Here is a 19,786-nt window from a genome sequence, read left to right on the forward strand (position 1 = left end):
TGTGGCATCAGGTCAAACACGGTAATAGTGTACCCGCCTGGTGGCGGGTAACTGAAGTGACTTTAAACATACAAGGGTTAGGGTGAGGGGAAATAAACTACTTCAGCCCGCCGACCAGCGCTTTGCGGCTCTCTTCGAGGGACACGACGCGGCTGCACACATCGTTGCCAAACTGCTGGAAATCCGCTTCCTGATTTTTCCACTCTTCCTGAATCGCGGTCTGCAAGCCGCCGAGGCTGCCAAGTACACCCTGCAGCGGATTACCGCCGCCTTTGAGCACCGCTTTAGCGCCCATCTCATTGATGCTGTCCTGCAAAATACCGCCCATCGCCTGATTGACCAGTTGCTGGCCGTTGGCCTGAACTTCATCAATGGCTTTGTAATGGAACGTCAGACCATCGCTACGATGTTCGATAATCTTATTCATTTGATCTTTAAGCTGGGCGTCGAGTTTAGTCAGACGACCACGCATGCTGCTGCTCTCGCCAACTTCCTTGACGATGATTTTATCCAGTGCGATGCGGCTTTTTTCTACCCGGGAGCGTGCGCCTTCGTCTATCCATGGCAACGCCGTACGCAGCTCAGACTGGTAATCCTTTGCCTGCTCACGCTGGGCGGCGCTGAGCGAGAACGCTTTACCATTGAACGTCAGGTTACCTTCAGGCGTCAGCACCAGATCGCCATGTTCACCTTTCACCTGTACGGTCTGCGGGCTCAGAATTACGTCATCGCGAGGATTAACGCTGCATTTGTATTGCGCATTCGCGCTGAAAGCCGTGACCGTGAGTAGCGCCACCAGTAGCGTCTTACGCATCATTTCCACTCCTGTAGAGACAAAACGGGCCGGCATTTGCCGACCCTGTAAAACTTAGTCCCACCAAATATCGAAAAGTTCGCTGACGCTTACCTCTTCGAGTTTGTGGTCTTCCAGCCACTTATGCACAACGGCCTGATGCTCTGCGCTGCACTGGCCCACTTCCTGCTTACAAACCAGCCCTTCCCAGGCCAGATAGCCACTGCCACCAAAGGTCAGTTTTTGCGATTCAACGGCTTCAACAATAAAGGCATCAACAACTTTGTCGATCTCTTCTTCGCTGGTGCCTTCCGGGAAACGCCAGTTAACAGAAAAACCAATTTCCTGGAATTCTTCGATGTGCATCTTCTTACGAAGACGGCGGCTGCGGTTCTTTGCCATTATTTTACCCTCTCGAACATTAAGTCCCATACACCGTGACCAAGACGATGACCACGTTGTTCAAATTTGGTTACCGGGCGCGAGTCCGGGCGCGGCACATAATCTTTGGTCGCTGACAGATTCTGATAACCGTCGATAGAGGTCATCACTTCCAGCATATGCTCAGCATAAGCTTCCCAGTCAGTCGCCATATGAAACACGCCGCCCAGTTTCAGCTTGCTCTTCACCAGTTCAGCAAACGGCACCTGAACAATACGACGCTTATTATGCCGTGCTTTATGCCATGGGTCAGGGAAAAACAGCTGCATCATGTTTAATGAATTGTCAGGGATCATTTTGTGCAGCACTTCCACTGCGTCATGGCACATCACGCGCAGGTTTTCGACCCCCTCTTCATGTGCAGAGGAGAGGCAGGCACCGACGCCCGGCGAGTGCACTTCAATCCCCAGAAAGTTCTGCGCAGGGCGGATTTTCGCCATCTCAACCAGCGACGCTCCCATGCCAAAACCAATCTCCAGCGTCACCGGTTCGCGATTACCAAACAGGACGGCGAGATCCAGCGGCTGCTCAGCAAACTCAACGCCCATCACCGGCCAGTAGTTATCCAGCGCATGCTGTTGACCTTTGGTAAGACGGCCCTGGCGGCGGACAAAGCTACGGATGCGGCGCAGCGGGCGGCCGTTTTCATCAAATTCCGGTGAAATGACGTCGTTATTCATAAAAAAAGTCTGCTTGTGAGAGTGTTCAGGAAACGGGCATTATCCAAAGTTAACTCCAGTATGCAAGCTGCAAGCACAGGAAAGTTCCGGTTTACACCCTGGCGGCGCTGTGCTGCAATCATCACCCTTATGAATGCGATGTGGATGACCATGCAAGCGTCTCAATTTTCAGCCCAGGTTCTGGACTGGTACGACAAATACGGGCGCAAGACGTTGCCCTGGCAAATTGATAAGACGCCTTACAAAGTATGGCTGTCTGAGGTGATGTTGCAACAAACCCAGGTCGCAACCGTTATCCCCTATTTTGAGCGTTTTATGGCGCGTTTCCCGACCGTCACCGACCTTGCGAATGCGCCCCTTGATGAGGTACTGCACCTGTGGACCGGGCTTGGCTATTACGCGCGCGCGCGCAACCTGCACAAAGCCGCAAAACAGGTGGCAGAGAAACACGCGGGTGTGTTCCCACAAACCTTTGATGAGGTGGAAGCGCTGCCCGGCGTTGGGCGCTCGACGGCGGGGGCCATTCTCTCCCTGTCGCTGGACAAACATTTTCCGATTCTTGATGGCAACGTCAAACGCGTGCTGGCTCGTTGCTATGCCGTTGAGGGATGGCCAGGTAAAAAAGAGGTCGAGAAATGTTTGTGGGGCCTTGCGGAACAGGTCACGCCAGCCAAAGGCGTGGCGCGTTTTAACCAGGCGATGATGGATTTAGGCGCAATCGTCTGTACCCGCTCAAAACCCAAGTGCCAGCTGTGCCCGCTGCAAACAGGCTGTATCGCGTATGCGAATCACTCCTGGCCGCAATATCCGGGCAAGAAACCCAAACAGACGCTGCCGGAGCGCACCGCATATTTTCTGCTAATGCAGCACGGCGAGCAGGTTTTTGTCCAGCAGCGCCCGCCGGTGGGCTTATGGGGCGGGCTGTATTGTTTCCCGCAGTTTGAGGATGAGGCAGGGCTACGTGACTGGCTGGCACAACGCCAGATTAAGGCCGATACTCTCAGCCAGCTTGTGGCGTTTCGCCATACGTTCAGCCATTTCCATCTGGATATTGTGCCTATGTGGATTAACGTGCATTCATTCAGTTCATGCATGGATGAAGGAAACGGTCTTTGGTATAACTTAGCGCAGCCGCAATCGGTGGGCCTGGCGGCCCCGGTAGATCGCCTGCTGCAACAATTACGCGTCGGCGTGGCGCTTACACATCACGCGGTATAAAGAGGACTGTTTATGAGTAGAACTATTTTTTGCACCTTCCTGCAACGCGATGCCGATGGTCAGGACTTCCAGCTCTATCCTGGCGAGCTGGGCAAACGCATTTTTAATGAGATCTCCAAAGAAGCCTGGGGAATGTGGCAGAAAAAGCAGACGATGCTTATCAACGAAAAGAAACTGAACATGATGAACGTTGAGGACCGTAAGCTGCTTGAGCAGCAAATGGTTAGCTACCTGTTCGAAGGGAAAGATGTGCATATCGAAGGCTACACGCCGGAAGAGAAGAAATAAGAGCCTGGCCACAAGGCATCAGCCAGACTGTGGCCTGACTTCTGGGGTCAGATGGCCCTTTTGTATAACTAACTGTGCATCCCCCGGAATGATGAAAAAATTTTTAGCGCTTGCGATTATTGCGCCGTTACTGATCTCGTGTTCCAGCTCAGACAAAAGTGGTGATACTTATAATGAAGCCTGGGTAAAGGACACTAACGGTTTTGACATTCTTATGGGCCAGTTCGCCCACAACATTGAAAATTTATGGAGATTTAACGAAGTCCTGATCGCCGGGCCAAAAGACTACGTTAAATACACTGACCAGTATCAGACCCGCAGCCATATCAACTTCGATGAAGGCACCATAACCATCGAAACCATTGCCGGAACAGAACCCGCCGCTCACCTGCGCCAGGCCATCATTAAAACGCTGCTGATGGGCGACGATCCAGGCGGTATCGATCTCTACTCTGACGTGGACGACATTCAGATATCCAAAGAGCCGTTCCTGTACGGCCAGGTGGTCGATAATACCGGTCAGTCTATTCGCTGGGAGGGTCGGGCATCCGCCTTCGCCGATTATCTGCTGCGAACCAGGCTGAAAAGTCGCGCTAACGGACTGAAAATTATCTATAGCGTCACCATTAATCTGGTGCCAAACCATCTTGATAAACGTGCGCATAAATATGTGGGCATGGTGCGTCAGGCCTCCCGTCGTTACGGCGTGGATGAGGCATTGATCCTGGCGATTATGCAAACGGAGTCCTCATTTAACCCTTATGCGGTAAGTCGCTCTGACGCCCTGGGGCTGATGCAGGTGGTGCAGCACAGTGCCGGTCGCGATGTCTTCCGTTCTCAGGGGAAATCGGGCACTCCGAGCCGCAGCTATCTATTTGATCCACAAAGTAACATTGATACCGGCACCGCCTATCTGGCGATGCTGAATAACGTTTATCTGTCGGGGATTTCGAATCCGACGTCCCGCCGTTATGCCGTTATTACCGCCTATAACGGCGGCGCAGGCAGCGTACTTCGTGTCTTCTCCGGCGACAAAGTACAGGCCGCCAATATCATTAATACGCTGTCACCGGGAGATGTTTACTCCACGCTGACCTCGCGTCACCCTTCCGCGGAGTCGCGCCGTTACCTCTATAAAGTGAATACCGCGCAAAAAAGCTACCGCCGTAACTGAGTCGGGATGCTTATCCCCTTTGGCAACAGTGCGAAAGGGGATAAGCGTTGCTTTTGAGACGCAGCTTCCCGTGCATAAAAATGTGATCAAAGTCACTATCTTTGACTGCAACCATACCAAGTTTGCATTTATATGTCGGATATAACAATCTCGCCCCAGCTTCGATGATAGAATCGCCCCACAAAACAACAGCAATTGTCCTAATTACAACATCTATCAGACTCCTTTGGTGAGGAAACTAACATGAATCTTAAGCTGCAGCTTAAAGTGATCATCTTCCTGCAGTTCTGCCTGTGGGGGAGCTGGCTGACGACGCTTGGCTCTTATATGTTCGTCACCCTGAAGTTCCAGGGTGCAGAAATTGGCGCGGTCTACAGCTCTCTGGGTATTGCTTCGCTGTTAATGCCGACGCTGCTCGGTATCGTGGCGGATAAATGGCTGAGCGCGAAATGGGTTTACGCCATTTGCCACCTGGTCGGCGCTATTACGCTGTTTATTGCCGCGTCGGTCACCACGCCGGGAGCAATGTTTGCCATTATCCTGCTCAACTCACTGGCTTATATGCCAACCCTGGGTCTGGTTAACACCATCTCTTATGCCCGTCTGCAAAACGCAGGCTATGACATTGTTGCGGACTTCCCGCCAATTCGTATCTGGGGCACCATCGGCTTTATCCTCGCCATGTGGGCGGTCAGCTTCTCTGGCTTCGAACTGAGCCATATGCAGCTGTACATCGGTGCGGCACTCTCTCTGGCTCTGAGCCTGTTTGCCCTGACGCTGCCACATATGCCGGTAAGCAAAAGCCAGAAAAATCAGAGCTGGGTGGAAATGCTCGGCCTGAACGCTTTTGCGCTGTTCAAAAACAAACGCATGGCGATTTTCTTTATCTTCTCCATGCTGCTGGGCGCGGAACTGCAAATTACCAATATCTTTGGTAACACCTTCCTGCACAGCTTTGACGCTAACCCGCTGTTCGCCAACAGTTTCATTGTGACCCATGCGTCAGTACTGATGTCTATTTCGCAGATCTCTGAAACCGTCTTTATCCTGGCGATCCCGTTCTTCCTTGGCCGCTACGGTATCAAGAACGTGATGCTGATGAGTATCGTTGCCTGGATGCTGCGTTTTGGTCTGTTCGCTTACGGCGACCCGACGCCGTTCGGCACCGTCCTGCTGGTAATGTCGATGATCGTCTACGGCTGCGCCTTCGACTTCTTCAACATCTCTGGTTCGGTGTTCGTTGAAAAAGAAGTGAACCCGGCTATCCGTGCCAGCGCGCAGGGTATGCTGCTGATGATGACCAACGGCTTCGGCTCTATCCTCGGCGGTATGGCGAGCGGTAAAGTGGTTGAAATGTATACCGTTGCCGGGGCTACAGACTGGAAAACCGTATGGCTGATTTTCGCCGGTTACTCCGTGGTTCTGTTCTTTGCCTTCCTGGTGCTGTTCAAATACAAACACGTACCACAGGCTGGCGGTGTTGCGCAGAAAGCGTAACGCTTTAAGTTATTGATAAAAAGCCTGGCAAACCTGCCAGGCTTTTTTATTGCGTGCGGCTGAACATTACCCCAGCGTCGCCAGCACGTAAGAGACCGCCAGCAGGTCTGCGCTGCCGCCAGGACTCAGGTTGCGGCTCATCAGCGCTTTGTCCATCTCATGCAACAGCCCGGCATCCCAGCCATTTTTTAGCAGTGACGTGGCGTAGCGCTGCACATAGTAAAGTCCGTCGATCCCCCCGCGCGAGACCAGATTGCTGTCGAGATTCGCCGCCATCAGGCGCAGCAAAGCATGATGAAACCGCCGCTCGCCGGACTCTTTAAACCAGTAAGGCAACACATGCTGTCGCACGGTAGGGAACCCATGCTCAACCTCTCCGCGCGCCCCGGTCAGGCCCAGTTGCTGATACTGAATTTCCCCTGCGGTTACCGCATGGGTGCGTGATGCCAGTTCGCGCGCCACCAGCCCTTTGCAGATTTCACTGACCTGCTGGCAGACGGATTCCGCGCAGACCAGTCGGTTTTGCCCCCGTAAGCGCCCTGCGGCAAAACAGATAAGCCCGAGGGAGAAAATGCCGCCTTTATGGGTGTTCACGCCTCCGGTGGCTTCGAACATGGCCTGCTCACAGGCCATTCCTGCCGGGCGCAGTAAGCGCAGTTGTTCGCTGGCAGGTTTCAGGGCATGTTCGAAACCGGCTTTTTCAAAAACGCGAAACCAGGGCGTGATGGCCGCGATACTGCGTAAAAACAACGCATGATCCATATCGCTGTGCGAACCGTTGTTCGCCAAATCCACCAGCCCTGGTTTAGGGGTGAGATTTAATTCAAGGCGTAGCGCCATCGTCGCCAGCGCGGCAACGTCAAAACGGGCGAGCTTAGTCGCGAGCAAACCAGACATCAATCATCTTCTCCAAGCGTCCTACCACCTCATCAAGAGGGTGACGACGCGAGCGGGCACAGCCGTGACCAGGCTCATCACACACCAGGCAACGGCGGGTGGTGAGATCCAGCGACTGGCGGCCAATCTGGCCGTTTTTCGGGCACAGGACGTCAAAATCCCAGAGTCGGCCAAGAGGGTGGGACTGCTCCATCTCCACGCACTGGGCTTTGATTTCGACGGCGGTATGGTCAACGCACCACAGCGCTTCCGGGCCTGTCGGCAGCCATAACACCTGGCGGTCCAGTACCGGCCAGTGGTTTTGCCACAACAGCTGATCGCACGCCTGGAGGGCAACGCCCATGGTATTACGGTAACGAATGCTGTCTTTGTGCGCACCCGGCGTCACCAGTGTCAGGGAGATAACCGGGTGTTGATAATGAGCCAGCCAGTCAGCCTGGCGCGCTGCACGGGCCTCTTTTGAGGCCAGCAGCGCATCAAGGCTGACGCCCGCTCTTTCGGGCGTCAGTAAGGTCATGCATTGTTCTCCTTCACCTGATGAACAACGTCAATCACGCTGCCATCACGATAGCGAATCACCCCGACGATACGGTCGGTGAATTCGATGGGTTTCGGTGCGCCGGTCAGGGAAATCGCACGCTCATAGAGGGCTTCAATGTCCACCACCTTCAGGCCAGCTTCCAGCAGGCGCTCGCGTACTTCCGGGCGCGCCGGATTGACCGCGATACCATGGTCAGTGACCAGCACATCAATGCTTTCGCCCGGCGTCAGCAGCGTGGTCACACGCCTGACCACGGTTGGAATACGGGTACGCAGCAGCGGGGCGACAACGATAGTCAGGTTAGCCGCCGCGGCAACGTCGCAGTGACCGCCGGATGCGCCGCGCATCACCCCATCAGAGCCGGTGATCACGTTAACGTTAAAGTCGGTGTCGATTTCCAGGGCGCTGAGGATCACCACATCCAGCTGGTCGCAACTGGCGGCTTTACTGCCCGGGTTGGCATACACGTTGGTGGAGATTTCCACATGATTCGGGTTACGCGCCAGCGACGCCGCGGCTTCGCTGTCAAAACACTGGGTATCAAGCAGCTTCGCCACCAGCCCTTTCTCATGCAGCGAAACCAGGCCGCCGGTGATGCCGCCGAGGGCAAAACTGGCCTTCACACCACTACGCTCCATCTTCTCTTCCATAAAGCGCGTACAGGCTGTTGCCGCAGCACCAGAACCGGTCTGCATGGAGAAGCCATTTTTGAAGTAGCCGGAGTGTTCAATAACGTCCGCCGCGTAACGGGCAATCATCAACTCACGTGGATTGCTGGTGACGCGAGCCGCGCCGACGCTGATTTTTGCCGGGTCGCCAACACTCTCAACCTGCACAATATAATCCACCTGATCCTGCACCAGGCTTGCTGGCATATTGGGGAACGGCACCAGCTCTTCGGTCAGCAGCACCACTTTACGGGCGAACTGGGCATCCACCATCGCATAACCCAGTGAACCGCATGAGGATTTACCCTGCGTACCGTTAGCATTACCAAACTCATCGCTGCAGGGTACGCCCAAAAAGGCGACGTCGATGTTCAGCTCACCGTCCTGCAGCAGCTTAACGCGACCGCCGTGGGAGTGAATTTGTACCGGTTCGGCCATCAGCCCGTGGGAGATGGCATCCGCCAGCTTGCCGCGCATCCCGGAGGTGAAAATGCGGGTAATAACGCCGTTTTGAATGTGCTCAATCAGGCTGTCATTACAGGTCATCAGCGAACTGGAGGCCAGCGTCAGGTTTTTAAAACCCAGACGGGCAAGCGTTGCCACAACGTTGTTAATGACCCGGTCGCCTTCGCGAAACGCGTGATGAAACGAAATCGTCATCCCATCTTTCAGACCGCTGCGGGCAATGGTGTCTTCCAGAGAGGCGCACATTTTACGGTTATGTTTGCTCTCAACATCGGCAAGCCAGGGGGTGGTGCTGTGGGCACCGTCAAAAGGTTTTAAATCTCGCAGGTGCGGAAAGTTAACGTGGAGAAGCTCTGTCTGATTCATTGTTCTGTCCTTACCGACGCACGCCGGACGCAGCAGCACGTTCAAGTACCACCTGCGCGTGGTTAATGATGGGGCCGTCGATCATTTTGCCGTTCAGCGAAACCACGCCGAGTCCGTTACGTTCGCCCTCTTCTGCCGCCTCGATGACGCGTTTGGCGTGATCCACTTCCTGCTGGGTTGGCGCATAAGCGTTGTGCAGGAGATCGATCTGCCGTGGGTTGATCAGCGATTTACCGTTAAAGCCCATTTTGCGGATCAGGTCGACTTCCCGCAGGAATCCCGCTTCATCATTCAAATCTGACCAGACCACATCGAAGGCGTCGATCCCGGCGGCACGCGCGGCATGCAGCACGGCGCAGCGGGCATAGAACAGCTCAGTGCCGTCGCCGCGTTCGGTTTGCATATCCATCACATAGTCGAATGCCGCCAGCGCGATGCCGATCAGACGCTGGGAGCTGCGGGCAATGGCCACCGCGTTGATAACACCGACGGCAGATTCAATCGCCGCCATCACGCGGGTGGAGCCGATATCACGACCGCATTCCATCTCAATGCGCTCAAGATGACGTTCCAGCTCGTAAATATCTTCCGGGGTGTCGGTCTTCGGCAGGCGCACCACGTCAACGCCAGCGCGCACCACGGCTTCCAGATCTTTGAGGCCAAAGGGCGTGTTCAGCGGATTGATACGGACCACGGTTTCAATGTCTTTGTACATCGGGTGTTGCAGGGCGTGGAACACCAGCACGCGGGCGGTGTCTTTTTCACGCAGGGCGACCGCATCTTCCAGATCGAACATGATCGAGTCCGGACGATAGATAAACGCGGTGGAGAGCATGGCGGCATTGGCGCCGGGGAGGAACAGCATGCTACGACGGAGCTTTTTCATAGCAGTTTCTCCCAGTTGATATTGTCACTGTCGCTGGCACGTAAAATGGCGCTTTGCAGACGGGCGCGGATAACACAATCCAGCGCGCCTTTATCTTCGATGATGACCACCGCCTGGCGGACATCCATATTGCGCAGCGTAGCGTCCACGACCTGACGGATCTGGTCGCCGAACTGCTTAATCACTTCACTGTGGATGACGATGTCCAGCTCACCTTCGGCGCGGGCTATTTTCACCATCAGGTCGCTGGACTCCATGGTCCCGGCCAGCGCCTCCCTAACAATTTTCATATTTTATGTCCTGAGTTTTTTAAGCGACTTCCGCGCTGTAGTGCATTTCAAGGTGCGCGAAAGTGGTATCCGGTACGATTTCCCGAATACGGGAAAACTGGTGCGTTTTCAGTAAACGCCTGACTTCCGAAGCTGAGATGGCATTACCCGTGGCTTTAATCCGTGGGATCTCCACGACCTCAACGGCGCCGGCCAGCAGGTGGTGCATGGTCTGGTTGTACTGGCGGGTAATGTCGCAAAACGGCTCCGAACCGATAAAACGATGGGTGATGCCAAGCGCCGGGGCGATATGGTTGCGGAAAATCAGCAAGTCGATTTCGCTCCACGCCTGCTGTACTTTTCCGGTCTCCTTAAGGAAATAGGCCGGAAAAGTGGCCCGGGAAATGATGTATTCCGAGCCTTCATGCACGGTGACGTTGGGCAGATGGGCAACACCGGCTTTCACCATCTTGAAGCGCGCCGTAAACGGGAAAAATGAGGCATCTTCCTGCACCACAAACAGATGCAGATGGTCACAGGACATCGCGGCCTGTTCCACCAGATGACGGTGGCCAAGCGTAAAGGGGTTAGCGTTCATGACAATGGCCCCGATGCGCTCACCCGCCACCTTCTGGCGCTGCAACGAACGGCAATAGCGACTGATGCCTGACGGGGTGTTTTCCATTAACACCGCGTTATTCCCACTCTGGGCAATGGGCCAGAATCCGCTGTGTTGAAAACGCTCCCGGTTACAGGGGCGCGTACACAGGAACAGATGAAAATGTCCCCGCGCCAGCGCCAGGTGTTCCACTTCTGCCAGCAAACGGGCGCTGAGATTTTCACCGCGTAGCGATTCATCAACAGCAACACATTTGATGACGTTGGCGGTCAGACCCGCACAACCCACCAGCCGGGAGCCGGACCAGGCTTCAACAAAAGTGGTGATATCGTGGTCCAGACCCAGGCCGCTGTCCGCCAGCAGAGAGCGAATCTGCGTAAAACGCTGTGATCCGCTGGCAACATCTGCAACGCGAAAATCGATGGGGAGTTGTGCTTGCATACTTCCGCCTGTTCCTTAGTGCATGGCTGCCAGTGATTGCGCTGGCGCATCTGCTATCACATTGCTGAGATGACCGATATTCTCGATCTCCACTTCAATGCGATCCCCTGCATGCATAAACAGCGGCGGGGTGCGTTTTTTGCCAACGCCGCCCGGCGAACCGGTGATGATCACGTCACCAGGATTCAGGCGGGTAAAGGTACTGATGTACTCGATAAGCTCTGCCACCTTGTGGATCATGCTGGCGGTGTTGTCTTCCTGCACCATGCGGCCGTTAAGCCAGGTGCGGATCGCCAGCTGATGCGGATCGGGGATTTCATCCGCAGTAGTCATCCATGGGCCAAACGCGCCGGTCTGACGCCAGTTTTTACCGGCGGTAAACCAGGTGTGCTGCCAGTCACGCGCGGATCCATCCATATAGCAGCTGTAACCGGCAACGAAGCTAAGCGCCTCTTCACGGGAGATATCTTCCCCGCTTTTGCCGATGATCACCGCCAGTTCACCCTCGTAATCAAACTCCCTGGAGTGGCGTGGTTTGAGGACCGGCGTCTGGTGCCCGGTTTGTGAATCAGCGAAGCGGATAAACAGCGTCGGCGCCGGGTTGTGCTGGTCAAACTCTTTGCGTTTTTCGGCATAATTCATGCCCACGCAGAGAATTTTTCCTGGGTTATCAATCACCGGTAAAAATTCCAGTGCATCGAAGCTCAGATCCGCTTTTTCGGCGATAAACTGCTGCGCTTCATGTAACGCATCGGCGGCGAGCAGCGATTTCAAATCACCGTAACTGCTCCCCAGACGACGCCCCAGATCGACCACACCATCTGCTTTCACGATCCCGTAACTGCGGATCCCCTGATGGACAAAGCTTGCGAGTTTCATATCAGTTCCTGTAACACATAAATCAAACGAGGAAGTTGCCAAGTACCAGCAACGATACCGAGACGTTGATTGCACCGCCGATACGGGTGGCAATCTGGGCAAACGGCATCAGGCTCATACGGTTGCCCGCAGTGAGGATGGCAACATCCCCGGTACCACCCTGCCCGCTCTGACAGCAGGAGACGATGGCAACATCAATCGGGTGCATACCGATTTTTTTACCGACGAAGAAGCCGGTAGCAACCAGGGTGGTCACGGTGCTGACGATAACCAGCAGGTTAGTCAGGGTGAACGCGTGAACCAGCTCCTGCCACGGAGTAATAGCAACGCCAACGGCGAAGAGGATTGGGTAAGTCACTGAGGTCTGGAAGAATTTGTAAACGACCTGAGAACCTTCGAGGATTTTCGGCGATACGCCGTGAACCAGCTTCACCAGCACCGCCATAAACAGCATGCCAACAGGCGCAGGCAGACCGATCAGTTTGTGGCCCAGCATGCCCAGCATATAGAGCAGCACGGCCAGTAATGCGCCGGATGCAATGGTGGTCACGTCCGCTTTGCCGCTGTACGCCGGTGCAGCCGGTGCTTGTTCATCGGTGTTAGCGCGATTAGGCATCAGCTGACCTTCACCGGTCAGGTGCGGAAAGCGTTTACCCAACTGGTTCAGACAGCCGGAGATAATGATCGCAGTCAGACCGCCAAGCATCACCATCGGCAGAACGCGACCCAGTGCAACGCCCTGATCCATATGCAGAATAGTGGCGTAACCGATAGAGAGCGGGATCGCGCCTTCACCCACACCACCGGCCATGATCGGCAGGATAATAAAGAAGAAGATCTGGAACGGTTCGAGACCGAGCAGCATACCGACGCCCATCCCCACCAGCATGCCGGCAATTTCACCGCACAGCATCGGGAAGAAAATACGCAGGAAGCCCTGAATCAGCGTGGTGCGATTCATGCTCATGATACTGCCCACGATAATGCAGCAGATATAGAGGTACAGAATGTTGGTGGATTTGTAGAACTTGGTGGTGGACTCAACCACCACGTCCGGCAGCAGGCCGTAATAGACCATCGCCGACGGGATAAAAGTGGCGCAAATCGCCGCCGCCCCGAGTTTGCCGATAATCGGCAGACGTTTACCGAATTCACCGCAGGCAAAGCCGAAGAATGCCAGTGTTGCAACCATCACTACGATGTCGCTGGGTAATTTTCCCCCCAGACAATCGACAGCGATTAACACGCCAGCCAGCACAAATAGCGGCAATGGAATAATCCCGACTTTCCAGGTATCCATGATGTGCCACCATCTGTCTTTTAACGATGGTTTTTGAATCGATAGCGATTCAGAGGTAATAGAAAAAGAATCGTCAGTTGTGCTCATAATTAAGCCCCTTGGTTATTTTGCAGCGTCAGAGTAAAGGGCCAGTCAGCAATAATATGTGAGGCGCCGCATAATAAAACCGGAGTTTTAATGGCATCTATGGTTTTTATGGTTTCTTTTATTTAATGTGATTAATGCCGTAATTATTTCCGTGGTTTTTATGGTTTTTTTAAAATAAAAAACAACTTAATAACATTTCCTAAAACTCTCTGTTTCTTTACCCGCAGCAGTCAGCACCTGGTGTGCAAGGGATCACAAGTTTCCAGTAAACTCGCCACCGCAGCGCCGAAAGATGTTACATTGCTGTTTTTATCGCTCGCACGTGACACCATGAAACTGTCGTTCCAGATTAAGTTATTTATATCGCTGGTTCTTTTTTTCTCCGGTTTGTTCATCTTACTGGGTAGTTATTATTATATCGATGTTGGCCGCCAGCTTTATCAGGAAATGAGTGTCCGGGCAAAAATACAAGCAGAAGAAATAGCGATTATTCCGAGTTTACGCAAGTCAATTGCCGAAAAAGATATTTCGGCAATATCGCAATTTATGCAAAAAGTCGTCAAGCGTAGCGACGCCAGCTTTATTGTGATTGGCGATAATAACGGCGTGCACCTTTTTCATTCTGATAATGATGCCCGGGTGGGGACTTTGTTAGTCGGCGGGGATAATCAGGAAGTCTTACAGGGGAAAAGCCTGACCACGATTCGCCAGGGTGGGCTGGGTATTTCTCTGCGCAGTAAAGCGCCTGTTTTTAATGAGGCGGGTCAGGTTATTGGTATTGTTTCCGTTGGCTATCTGACCAGCTATCTCGACACCATCACCCTCGGTAAAGCGATCAATATATTTATTGCCGCGGTACTGCTGCTGGCAGCCCTGTTTATCTTCTCGTGGTTCTTTACCCGTGGGATCAAAAAGCAGATCTTCTCCCTGGAGCCACGGGAAATTGGCCTGCTGGTGCGCCAGCAAAAAGCGATGATGGAGTCGATTTATGAAGGGGTAATTGCCATCGACGGCAATCTGCGAATCGAGGTGATCAACCAGGCGGCGAGAACCTTGCTCGACCTGAGCCAGCCAACCCGGGAGCTGCGCGGGCAGTTGATCACTGAGCTGATTCCTGGGGTACCTTTCTTCTCCCGCAATCTGATGCTGGAGAAAGACACCCATGATGAGATCTGCCGCTTTAATCAGGTTACGGTGATTGCCAGCCGGGTGCGGATCATGCTCGAAGATAAGCTCCAGGGCTGGGTGATTACCTTTCGCGATCGCAACGAGATCGACAGCCTCAGCGCCCAGCTCAGCCAGGTTAAACGCTATGTCGACAACCTGCGCATTATGCGTCATGAGCAGTTGAACAGAATGACCACCCTTTCCGGGCTGTTGCATATGGAGCGTTACGATGACGCGGTGCGTTATATCCAGGCCCAGTCTGAGCACGCCCAGGAGCTGCTCGATTTTATTTCATCCCGTTTTCACTCACCCACGTTGTGCGGATTGCTGCTGGGCAAAGCCGCGCGCGCCAGAGAGAAAGGGGTCGAACTGGTGTTTGATCCCAGTTGTCAGATGGCAAGGCCCGCACACCTGCTGGCAGAAGCCGAACTTATCTCGATCATTGGTAACCTGCTGGACAACGCCATTGAAGCCACTCAGCGCGCGGAGTTACCACACGATCCGGTTGAAGTGTTGATCCTGCAAAATGACCGCGAGCTGATCATTGAAGTGGCGGATCGCGGCGTGGGGATCGCCCCGGCCCTCCGGCATCATATGTTTGAGCGCGGAATGACCACCAAGCGCAATGGCGATCATGGCATTGGCCTGTATCTGATCGCAAGCTATGTCACCCAGGTCGGCGGATCGATTGAGGTCTCCGACAATGCCCCGCGCGGCACGATATTTTCGTTATTTATTCCTGAAACGGGTCACCTACAACGCCCCGCTACGACGCTGGAAGATGGTACTTATGCGACATGAACAGATAGATGTGCTGATAGTAGAAGATGAGAACGAGCTGGCTCAGCTCCATGCGGAACTTATCGGTAAACATCCGCGTTTGCGGCTGGTAGGTATTGCCACCTCTCTGGCGGAAGCTAAGGCTCAGCTTACCAGTAAGCAGCCGCAACTGGTGCTGCTGGATAACTATTTGCCGGACGGCAAAGGCATCACGCTTATCAGCGATCCGATGATTATTCGCGCCAATTGTTCGGTGATTTTTATTACCGCCGCCAGCGATATGGACACCTGCAGCCAGGCGATCCGCAACGGGGCCTTTGACTATATCCTTAAGCCTGTCTCCTGGAAACGCCTGAGTCAGTCGCTGGAGCGCTTTGTGCAATTTGCCGAGCAGCAACGGGTATGGAAAATTGTTGATCAACAAAACGTTGACTCGCTGTACCAGCTTCAGGCCAGGAATTACAAACTGGATAACGGCAGCAAGGGGATTGAAGAGAACACGCTCTCCAGGGTGCAGACCCTGTTTACGGACGCGGGAGAACGCTGTTTCTCCGTGGATGAAGTGGTCACACAAACGGGGTTAAGTAAAACCACCGCCCGCCGTTATCTGGAACACGGCGTGGAGTCAGGGTTTTTAGCCGTCGAGATGCAGTACGGCAAGATTGGTCACCCGCGCAGAATGTACCGCCGCACGCAGGAGAGTGCGTAGGAATTGTGCGTGACAGGTAAATGCAAAAGGCAACGCCTGTTGCCTTTTTAGTGTTTGCTCCCTCTCCCGTGGGAGAGGGCCGGGGTGAGGGCATCAGACCGCAGAGGACTGCTTCAGCACATTCCCGTACAACCGCTTGATCCCATCGGCATCCGTTTCGGAGTAAACCCCCTGCAGCTCAGGTGAGAAGCCCGGCAGCAAATTCACGCCCTCTTCCAGCGCCAGGAAATAACGCTGCACTGCGCCGCCCCAGACTTCACCAGGCACCACGCACAGCACGCCCGGCGGGTACGGCAGCGCCCCTTCAGCCGCAATGCGCCCTTCCGCCTCGCTGATACGCACCAGATCCACATTGCCGCGAATATACTCCTGATGCGCATCCTGTGGATTTACCGCCACTGCCGGGAAACTCTCTTTGCGGAACATCTCTTTTTGCAAATCTTTCACATCAAAGCTGACGTACAGATCGTGCATCTCCTGGCACAGCTGGCGAAGAGTGTAATCGCGATAGCGCACCGGGTATTTGTTATAGATGGTCGGCAGAACGGCAGCCAGCGGCGTGTCGTCTTCAATATGACGCTCAAACTGGGACAACATCGCCACCAGGTGAGCCATTTTCGCCGTACTTTCTGCCGGCGTCAGCAGGAACAGGATCGAGTTGAGATCGCATTTTTCCGGCACGATGCCGTTCTCACGCAGGTAGTTCGCCAGAATGGTCGCCGGGATCCCAAACTCGGTGTACTCCCCGGTTTGCGCATCAATGCCCGGTGTGGTCAGCAGCAGCTTGCAGGGATCGACAAAGTACTGATCCTGCGCATATCCCTCAAAACCGTGCCAGCGCGCGCCCGGTTCAAAGCTAAAGAAACGCCGCTCGCGGGCAATCACCTCAGTGGGATGATCCTGCCACGGGCGTCCGGCGATTTCCGGCGGCACGAAGGGCTGGATCATTTTGCAGTTGGCGATGATCGATTTACGCGCTTCAATCCCCACTTCCACGCATTCGGCCCACAGACGGCGGCCACTCTCACCCTGATGGATCTTCGCGTTCACATCAAGCGCGGCAAACAGCGGGTAGAACGGGCTGGTCGAGGCATGCAGCATAAAAGCATTGTTCAGCCGCTTATGCGGGCAAAAACGCGCCTGTCCGCGCAGGTGATTATCCTTTTTATGGATCTGCGAGGTTTGTGAGAAACCGGCCTGCTGTTTATGTACGGACTGGGTGACAAAGATCCCCGGATCGTTTTCGTTGAGCTCCAGCAGCAACGGCGAGGTGTCCGCCATCATCGGAATGAACTGTTCGTAACCGACCCATGCGGAGTCAAACAGGATGTAGTCGCAGAGCGTGCCGATTTTATCGATAACCTGGCGGGCGTTATAAATGGTGCCATCGTAAGTACCGAGCTGGATCACCGCCAGCCGGAACGGGCGCGGCTGGCTGGCTTTTTCCGGCGCCACTTCACGGATCAGCTCGCGCAGGTATTTCTCATCAAAACAATGGTCGTCGATGCCGCCAATAAAGCCAAACGGGTTACGCGAGGCTTCCAGATAGACAGGGGTCGCCCCGGCCTGAATCAATGCGCCGTGGTGGTTGGATTTGTGGTTGTTGCGGTCAAACAACACCAGATCGCCGCGCGTCAGCAGAGCGTTGGTCACCACTTTGTTCGCGGCAGAAGTACCGTTAAGCACAAAGTAGGTTTTATCGGCATTAAACACTTTCGCGGCGAACTTCTGGGCATGCTTGGCTGAGCCTTCATGAATCAGCAGGTCACCCAGCTTGACGTCGGCGTTACACATATCGGCACGAAAGAGATTTTCGCCAAAGAAGTCAAAGAACTGTCTGCCCGCCGGATGTTTTTTGAAGAACTCCCCGTGCTGGTGGCCAGGGCACGCGAAGGTGTCGTTCTTCATCGCCACATACTGGCGCAGGGTGTCAAAAAACGGCGGCAGCAGGTTGTCTTCATAGTCACCGGCAGCGGTCTCCAGCTCCAGCCAGTCCTGGGCTTTACCGTCGATAATTGCCGTGACGCCTTCCGGAACGTCAGTTTTCTTGCTGTCGAACAAAAACACCGGCAGGTTGAAGCCCGTCCGCCTGAGCAAGGCCAGAATGCCGCTACGACTTTCCGCCAGCGTAATGACGACTGCCGCCACATCCGTAAAATCGGTACTGTCCAGCGTCACCTTTTCACGATGGGTGGACAGAGTGGATACCAGCTCACGGCTGACGGCAATTTTCATTGTTTTCATAAGCACACATACCCGTTGCAGGGGAAAAAAGGCCCCGGATGAAGCGCTTGCTTCACCGAACGAACGTGTCTGACTGGAACCAGCTCCGACCGCCAGACATCAGTAAAAGCAGATAAGCTCTGATTTTAATGTTGTCCTACAGTGAGCGTGCGATAGCCTCACCGCATGGTGAGTGAAGTATGGGATAAAATTGAACGGGTGAACATTCGCACTTGCGCGCGATGCATCTGGTGGAGTGATGAATACAGCGTCATCCCAGGCAGCCCCGTGTGGTTGAGAGGAAAATTCGCGCAATCATGTCACTATTTATTCGCAGGTGCAACCGACGAGGCGGTAGCTAAATGCAACTTAATGCAGTTCAATTTTTAATTGTTTATATAAGTGAATATATTTAAAAGATAAATAGTCATTAGATTCACATTATTCAGGCATAATAATGTGCTTATCCTCGACATAATATGCAGTTGATCTCGTCAAGCATCAGGAGAAAACACGTGTTTACTGGACCTTTTATCAATGCCGCCGCCGTCCTGCTGGGCGGTGTGCTGGGGGCGGTGCTGAGTCAGCGTTTACCCGAACGCATTCGCGCGAATATGCCATCGATTTTTGGTCTTGCATCATTGGGTATTGGCGTTCTGTTGGTGATTAAATGCGTCAACCTGCCGGTGATGGTCCTCGCCACCCTTGTCGGTACGCTGATAGGCGAACTCTGTTATGTGGAACGCGGCATCAGCGGCGGAGTAAACGGCCTGCGTAAACTGCTGCAAAGACGCCGGACTGGCAACCATGCTCCGGATGGTCACGAGGCATTTATTCAAAGCCTGGTGGCGATTATTATTCTGTTTTGCGCCAGCGGCACCGGGATCTTCGGCTCCATGCGCGAAGGGATGACCGGGGATCCCAGCATCCTGATTGCCAAAGCCTTTCTCGACTTTTTCACCGCATTAATCTTTGCGACTTCACTGGGCATTGCAGTGGCAGCGATTTGTGTGCCGATGCTGATGATTCAGCTCACCCTCGCTTACAGTGCGACGTTAATCATGCCGCTGACCACGCCCGCGATGATGGGGGACTTCACCGCCGTCGGCGGCGTGCTGCTGTTGGCAACAGGCCTGCGGATCTGTGGTATCAAGATGTTTGCCGTGGCGAATATGCTGCCTGCGCTGGTGCTGGCGATGCCAATTTCCGCGCTATGGACCGCTTTTTTTGCCTGAAGATACATGCACTGAACGCAATCTGGTGATAGATTGTGCAGTCTGCAAAGATTTGAAGAAATTTCGTTGACGAGGCGAGACGGATCAGGTTTAATGCGCCCCGTTGCCCGGATAGCTCAGTCGGTAGAGCAGGGGATTGAAAATCCCCGTGTCCTTGGTTCGA

General features: G+C 54.1%; 19 protein-coding genes. 7 read left to right on the forward strand and 12 right to left on the reverse strand.

Annotated elements, in window-relative coordinates; translation table 11 throughout:
* Positions 1 to 97 precede the first annotated feature (97 nt).
* Genes ACSZO4_RS18025 through trmB form a run of 3 tightly spaced genes read right to left on the reverse strand, consistent with a single transcriptional unit; the run spans position 98 to position 1,914 of the window.
* Entirely contained in the window at positions 98 to 817 is a 720-nt protein-coding gene (locus ACSZO4_RS18025; RefSeq protein ID WP_437890408.1) for a DUF2884 domain-containing protein, read from the reverse strand.
* A 51-nt stretch (positions 818 to 868) separates the two neighbouring features.
* Positions 869 to 1,195 carry a YggL family protein gene (locus ACSZO4_RS18030; RefSeq protein WP_437890409.1) on the reverse strand — a complete coding sequence of 109 codons (327 nt, stop codon included), beginning with the start codon at positions 1,193 to 1,195 and terminating at the stop codon, positions 869 to 871.
* A complete protein-coding gene (gene trmB / locus ACSZO4_RS18035; RefSeq protein WP_437890410.1) occupies positions 1,195 to 1,914 on the reverse strand; it encodes a tRNA (guanosine(46)-N7)-methyltransferase TrmB in 720 nt (239 codons plus the stop codon). Before trmB ends, ACSZO4_RS18030 begins: the two co-directional genes overlap by 1 nt.
* Positions 1,915 to 2,058: 144 nt before the next feature.
* Between trmB and mutY the strand changes: the two genes are divergently transcribed.
* The 4 genes from mutY (at position 2,059) to ACSZO4_RS18055 (ending at position 6,091) form a co-directional block, all read left to right on the forward strand.
* On the forward strand, positions 2,059 to 3,132 hold the full coding sequence (mutY, locus tag ACSZO4_RS18040) for an A/G-specific adenine glycosylase (RefSeq protein ID WP_437890411.1): 1,074 nt from the start codon (positions 2,059 to 2,061) through the stop codon (positions 3,130 to 3,132).
* A 12-nt stretch (positions 3,133 to 3,144) separates the two neighbouring features.
* A complete protein-coding gene (locus ACSZO4_RS18045; RefSeq protein ID WP_437890412.1) occupies positions 3,145 to 3,420 on the forward strand; it encodes an oxidative damage protection protein in 276 nt (91 codons plus the stop codon).
* Between the two features lie 88 nt (positions 3,421 to 3,508).
* Positions 3,509 to 4,594 (forward strand): membrane-bound lytic murein transglycosylase MltC, encoded by a 1,086-nt coding sequence (mltC, locus tag ACSZO4_RS18050; RefSeq protein WP_437890413.1) that lies wholly within the window; start codon positions 3,509 to 3,511, stop codon positions 4,592 to 4,594.
* A gap of 243 nt (positions 4,595 to 4,837) precedes the next feature.
* Positions 4,838 to 6,091 carry a nucleoside permease gene (locus ACSZO4_RS18055; RefSeq protein ID WP_437890414.1) on the forward strand — a complete coding sequence of 418 codons (1,254 nt, stop codon included), beginning with the start codon at positions 4,838 to 4,840 and terminating at the stop codon, positions 6,089 to 6,091.
* 66 nt (positions 6,092 to 6,157) lie between these two features.
* Here ACSZO4_RS18055 and citG read toward each other — a convergent pair whose 3' ends face one another.
* The 8 genes from citG to ACSZO4_RS18095 are packed head-to-tail and all read right to left on the reverse strand — an operon-like array spanning position 6,158 to position 13,509.
* Positions 6,158 to 6,988, reverse strand: a complete 831-nt coding sequence (gene citG / locus ACSZO4_RS18060) for a triphosphoribosyl-dephospho-CoA synthase CitG (RefSeq protein WP_437890415.1) — start codon at positions 6,986 to 6,988, stop codon at positions 6,158 to 6,160.
* Complete coding sequence (gene citX, locus ACSZO4_RS18065; protein ID WP_437890416.1) at positions 6,966 to 7,505, reverse strand: citrate lyase holo-[acyl-carrier protein] synthase; 540 nt, start codon at positions 7,503 to 7,505, stop codon at positions 6,966 to 6,968. The genes citG and citX overlap by 23 nt, the downstream gene beginning before the upstream one ends.
* Entirely contained in the window at positions 7,502 to 9,028 is a 1,527-nt protein-coding gene (gene citF / locus ACSZO4_RS18070) for a citrate lyase subunit alpha (protein WP_437890417.1), read from the reverse strand. The genes citX and citF overlap by 4 nt, the downstream gene beginning before the upstream one ends.
* Positions 9,029 to 9,038: 10 nt before the next feature.
* Positions 9,039 to 9,914 (reverse strand): citrate (pro-3S)-lyase subunit beta, encoded by an 876-nt coding sequence (gene citE / locus ACSZO4_RS18075; protein WP_437890418.1) that lies wholly within the window; start codon positions 9,912 to 9,914, stop codon positions 9,039 to 9,041.
* Positions 9,911 to 10,204, reverse strand: coding sequence for a citrate lyase acyl carrier protein (gene citD, locus ACSZO4_RS18080; protein ID WP_437890419.1), 294 nt, complete (start codon positions 10,202 to 10,204; stop codon positions 9,911 to 9,913). The genes citE and citD overlap by 4 nt, the downstream gene beginning before the upstream one ends.
* 19 nt (positions 10,205 to 10,223) lie before the next feature.
* Positions 10,224 to 11,243, reverse strand: a complete 1,020-nt coding sequence (gene citC, locus ACSZO4_RS18085) for a [citrate (pro-3S)-lyase] ligase (protein WP_437890420.1) — start codon at positions 11,241 to 11,243, stop codon at positions 10,224 to 10,226.
* A gap of 15 nt (positions 11,244 to 11,258) precedes the next feature.
* Entirely contained in the window at positions 11,259 to 12,122 is an 864-nt protein-coding gene (locus tag ACSZO4_RS18090; RefSeq protein WP_437890421.1) for a fumarylacetoacetate hydrolase family protein, read from the reverse strand.
* Between the two features lie 22 nt (positions 12,123 to 12,144).
* Positions 12,145 to 13,509: a 2-hydroxycarboxylate transporter family protein gene (locus tag ACSZO4_RS18095; RefSeq protein WP_437890422.1), complete on the reverse strand. Its 1,365-nt coding sequence runs from the start codon at positions 13,507 to 13,509 to the stop codon at positions 12,145 to 12,147.
* Positions 13,510 to 13,839: 330 nt separating this feature from the next.
* Between ACSZO4_RS18095 and ACSZO4_RS18100 the strand changes: the two genes are divergently transcribed.
* Positions 13,840 to 15,477 (forward strand): ATP-binding protein, encoded by a 1,638-nt coding sequence (locus ACSZO4_RS18100; protein WP_437890423.1) that lies wholly within the window; start codon positions 13,840 to 13,842, stop codon positions 15,475 to 15,477.
* Positions 15,467 to 16,165: a response regulator gene (locus ACSZO4_RS18105; protein WP_437890424.1), complete on the forward strand. Its 699-nt coding sequence runs from the start codon at positions 15,467 to 15,469 to the stop codon at positions 16,163 to 16,165. The genes ACSZO4_RS18100 and ACSZO4_RS18105 overlap by 11 nt, the downstream gene beginning before the upstream one ends.
* A gap of 93 nt (positions 16,166 to 16,258) precedes the next feature.
* Here the strand turns inward: ACSZO4_RS18105 and ACSZO4_RS18110 are convergent, their stop codons facing one another.
* The gene (locus ACSZO4_RS18110; protein WP_437890425.1) at positions 16,259 to 18,409 is read right to left on the reverse strand and encodes an ornithine decarboxylase; all 2,151 of its coding nucleotides are present in this window, start codon (positions 18,407 to 18,409) and stop codon (positions 16,259 to 16,261) included.
* A gap of 494 nt (positions 18,410 to 18,903) precedes the next feature.
* On the opposite strand from ACSZO4_RS18110, the gene ACSZO4_RS18115 reads away from it, so the two are divergent.
* A complete protein-coding gene (locus ACSZO4_RS18115; protein ID WP_437890426.1) occupies positions 18,904 to 19,623 on the forward strand; it encodes a DUF554 domain-containing protein in 720 nt (239 codons plus the stop codon).
* Positions 19,624 to 19,786 lie beyond the last annotated feature (163 nt).

It is taken from the genome of Phytobacter sp. V91, from assembly GCF_965644225.1.
Lineage (GTDB): Bacteria > Pseudomonadota > Gammaproteobacteria > Enterobacterales > Enterobacteriaceae > CBFFRJ01.

Excerpts from the sequence above, each read along its gene's own strand:
- ACSZO4_RS18095 (WP_437890422.1), bottom strand. The coding sequence starts at position 13,509 with ATGAGCACAACTGACGATTCTTTTTCTATTACCTCTGAATCGCTATCG.
- ACSZO4_RS18055 (WP_437890414.1), top strand. The coding sequence starts at position 4,838 with ATGAATCTTAAGCTGCAGCTTAAAGTGATCATCTTCCTGCAGTTCTGC.
- ACSZO4_RS18030 (WP_437890409.1), bottom strand. The coding sequence starts at position 1,195 with ATGGCAAAGAACCGCAGCCGCCGTCTTCGTAAGAAGATGCACATCGAA.
- citX (WP_437890416.1), bottom strand. The coding sequence starts at position 7,505 with ATGACCTTACTGACGCCCGAAAGAGCGGGCGTCAGCCTTGATGCGCTG.
- ACSZO4_RS18025 (WP_437890408.1), bottom strand. The coding sequence starts at position 817 with ATGATGCGTAAGACGCTACTGGTGGCGCTACTCACGGTCACGGCTTTC.
- ACSZO4_RS18110 (WP_437890425.1), bottom strand. The coding sequence starts at position 18,409 with ATGAAAACAATGAAAATTGCCGTCAGCCGTGAGCTGGTATCCACTCTG.
- ACSZO4_RS18105 (WP_437890424.1), top strand. The coding sequence starts at position 15,467 with ATGCGACATGAACAGATAGATGTGCTGATAGTAGAAGATGAGAACGAG.
- citD (WP_437890419.1), bottom strand. The coding sequence starts at position 10,204 with ATGAAAATTGTTAGGGAGGCGCTGGCCGGGACCATGGAGTCCAGCGAC.
- citE (WP_437890418.1), bottom strand. The coding sequence starts at position 9,914 with ATGAAAAAGCTCCGTCGTAGCATGCTGTTCCTCCCCGGCGCCAATGCC.
- citG (WP_437890415.1), bottom strand. The coding sequence starts at position 6,988 with ATGTCTGGTTTGCTCGCGACTAAGCTCGCCCGTTTTGACGTTGCCGCG.
- citF (WP_437890417.1), bottom strand. The coding sequence starts at position 9,028 with ATGAATCAGACAGAGCTTCTCCACGTTAACTTTCCGCACCTGCGAGAT.
- citC (WP_437890420.1), bottom strand. The coding sequence starts at position 11,243 with ATGCAAGCACAACTCCCCATCGATTTTCGCGTTGCAGATGTTGCCAGC.
- ACSZO4_RS18045 (WP_437890412.1), top strand. The coding sequence starts at position 3,145 with ATGAGTAGAACTATTTTTTGCACCTTCCTGCAACGCGATGCCGATGGT.
- ACSZO4_RS18100 (WP_437890423.1), top strand. The coding sequence starts at position 13,840 with ATGAAACTGTCGTTCCAGATTAAGTTATTTATATCGCTGGTTCTTTTT.
- ACSZO4_RS18090 (WP_437890421.1), bottom strand. The coding sequence starts at position 12,122 with ATGAAACTCGCAAGCTTTGTCCATCAGGGGATCCGCAGTTACGGGATC.
- trmB (WP_437890410.1), bottom strand. The coding sequence starts at position 1,914 with ATGAATAACGACGTCATTTCACCGGAATTTGATGAAAACGGCCGCCCG.
- mltC (WP_437890413.1), top strand. The coding sequence starts at position 3,509 with ATGATGAAAAAATTTTTAGCGCTTGCGATTATTGCGCCGTTACTGATC.
- mutY (WP_437890411.1), top strand. The coding sequence starts at position 2,059 with ATGACCATGCAAGCGTCTCAATTTTCAGCCCAGGTTCTGGACTGGTAC.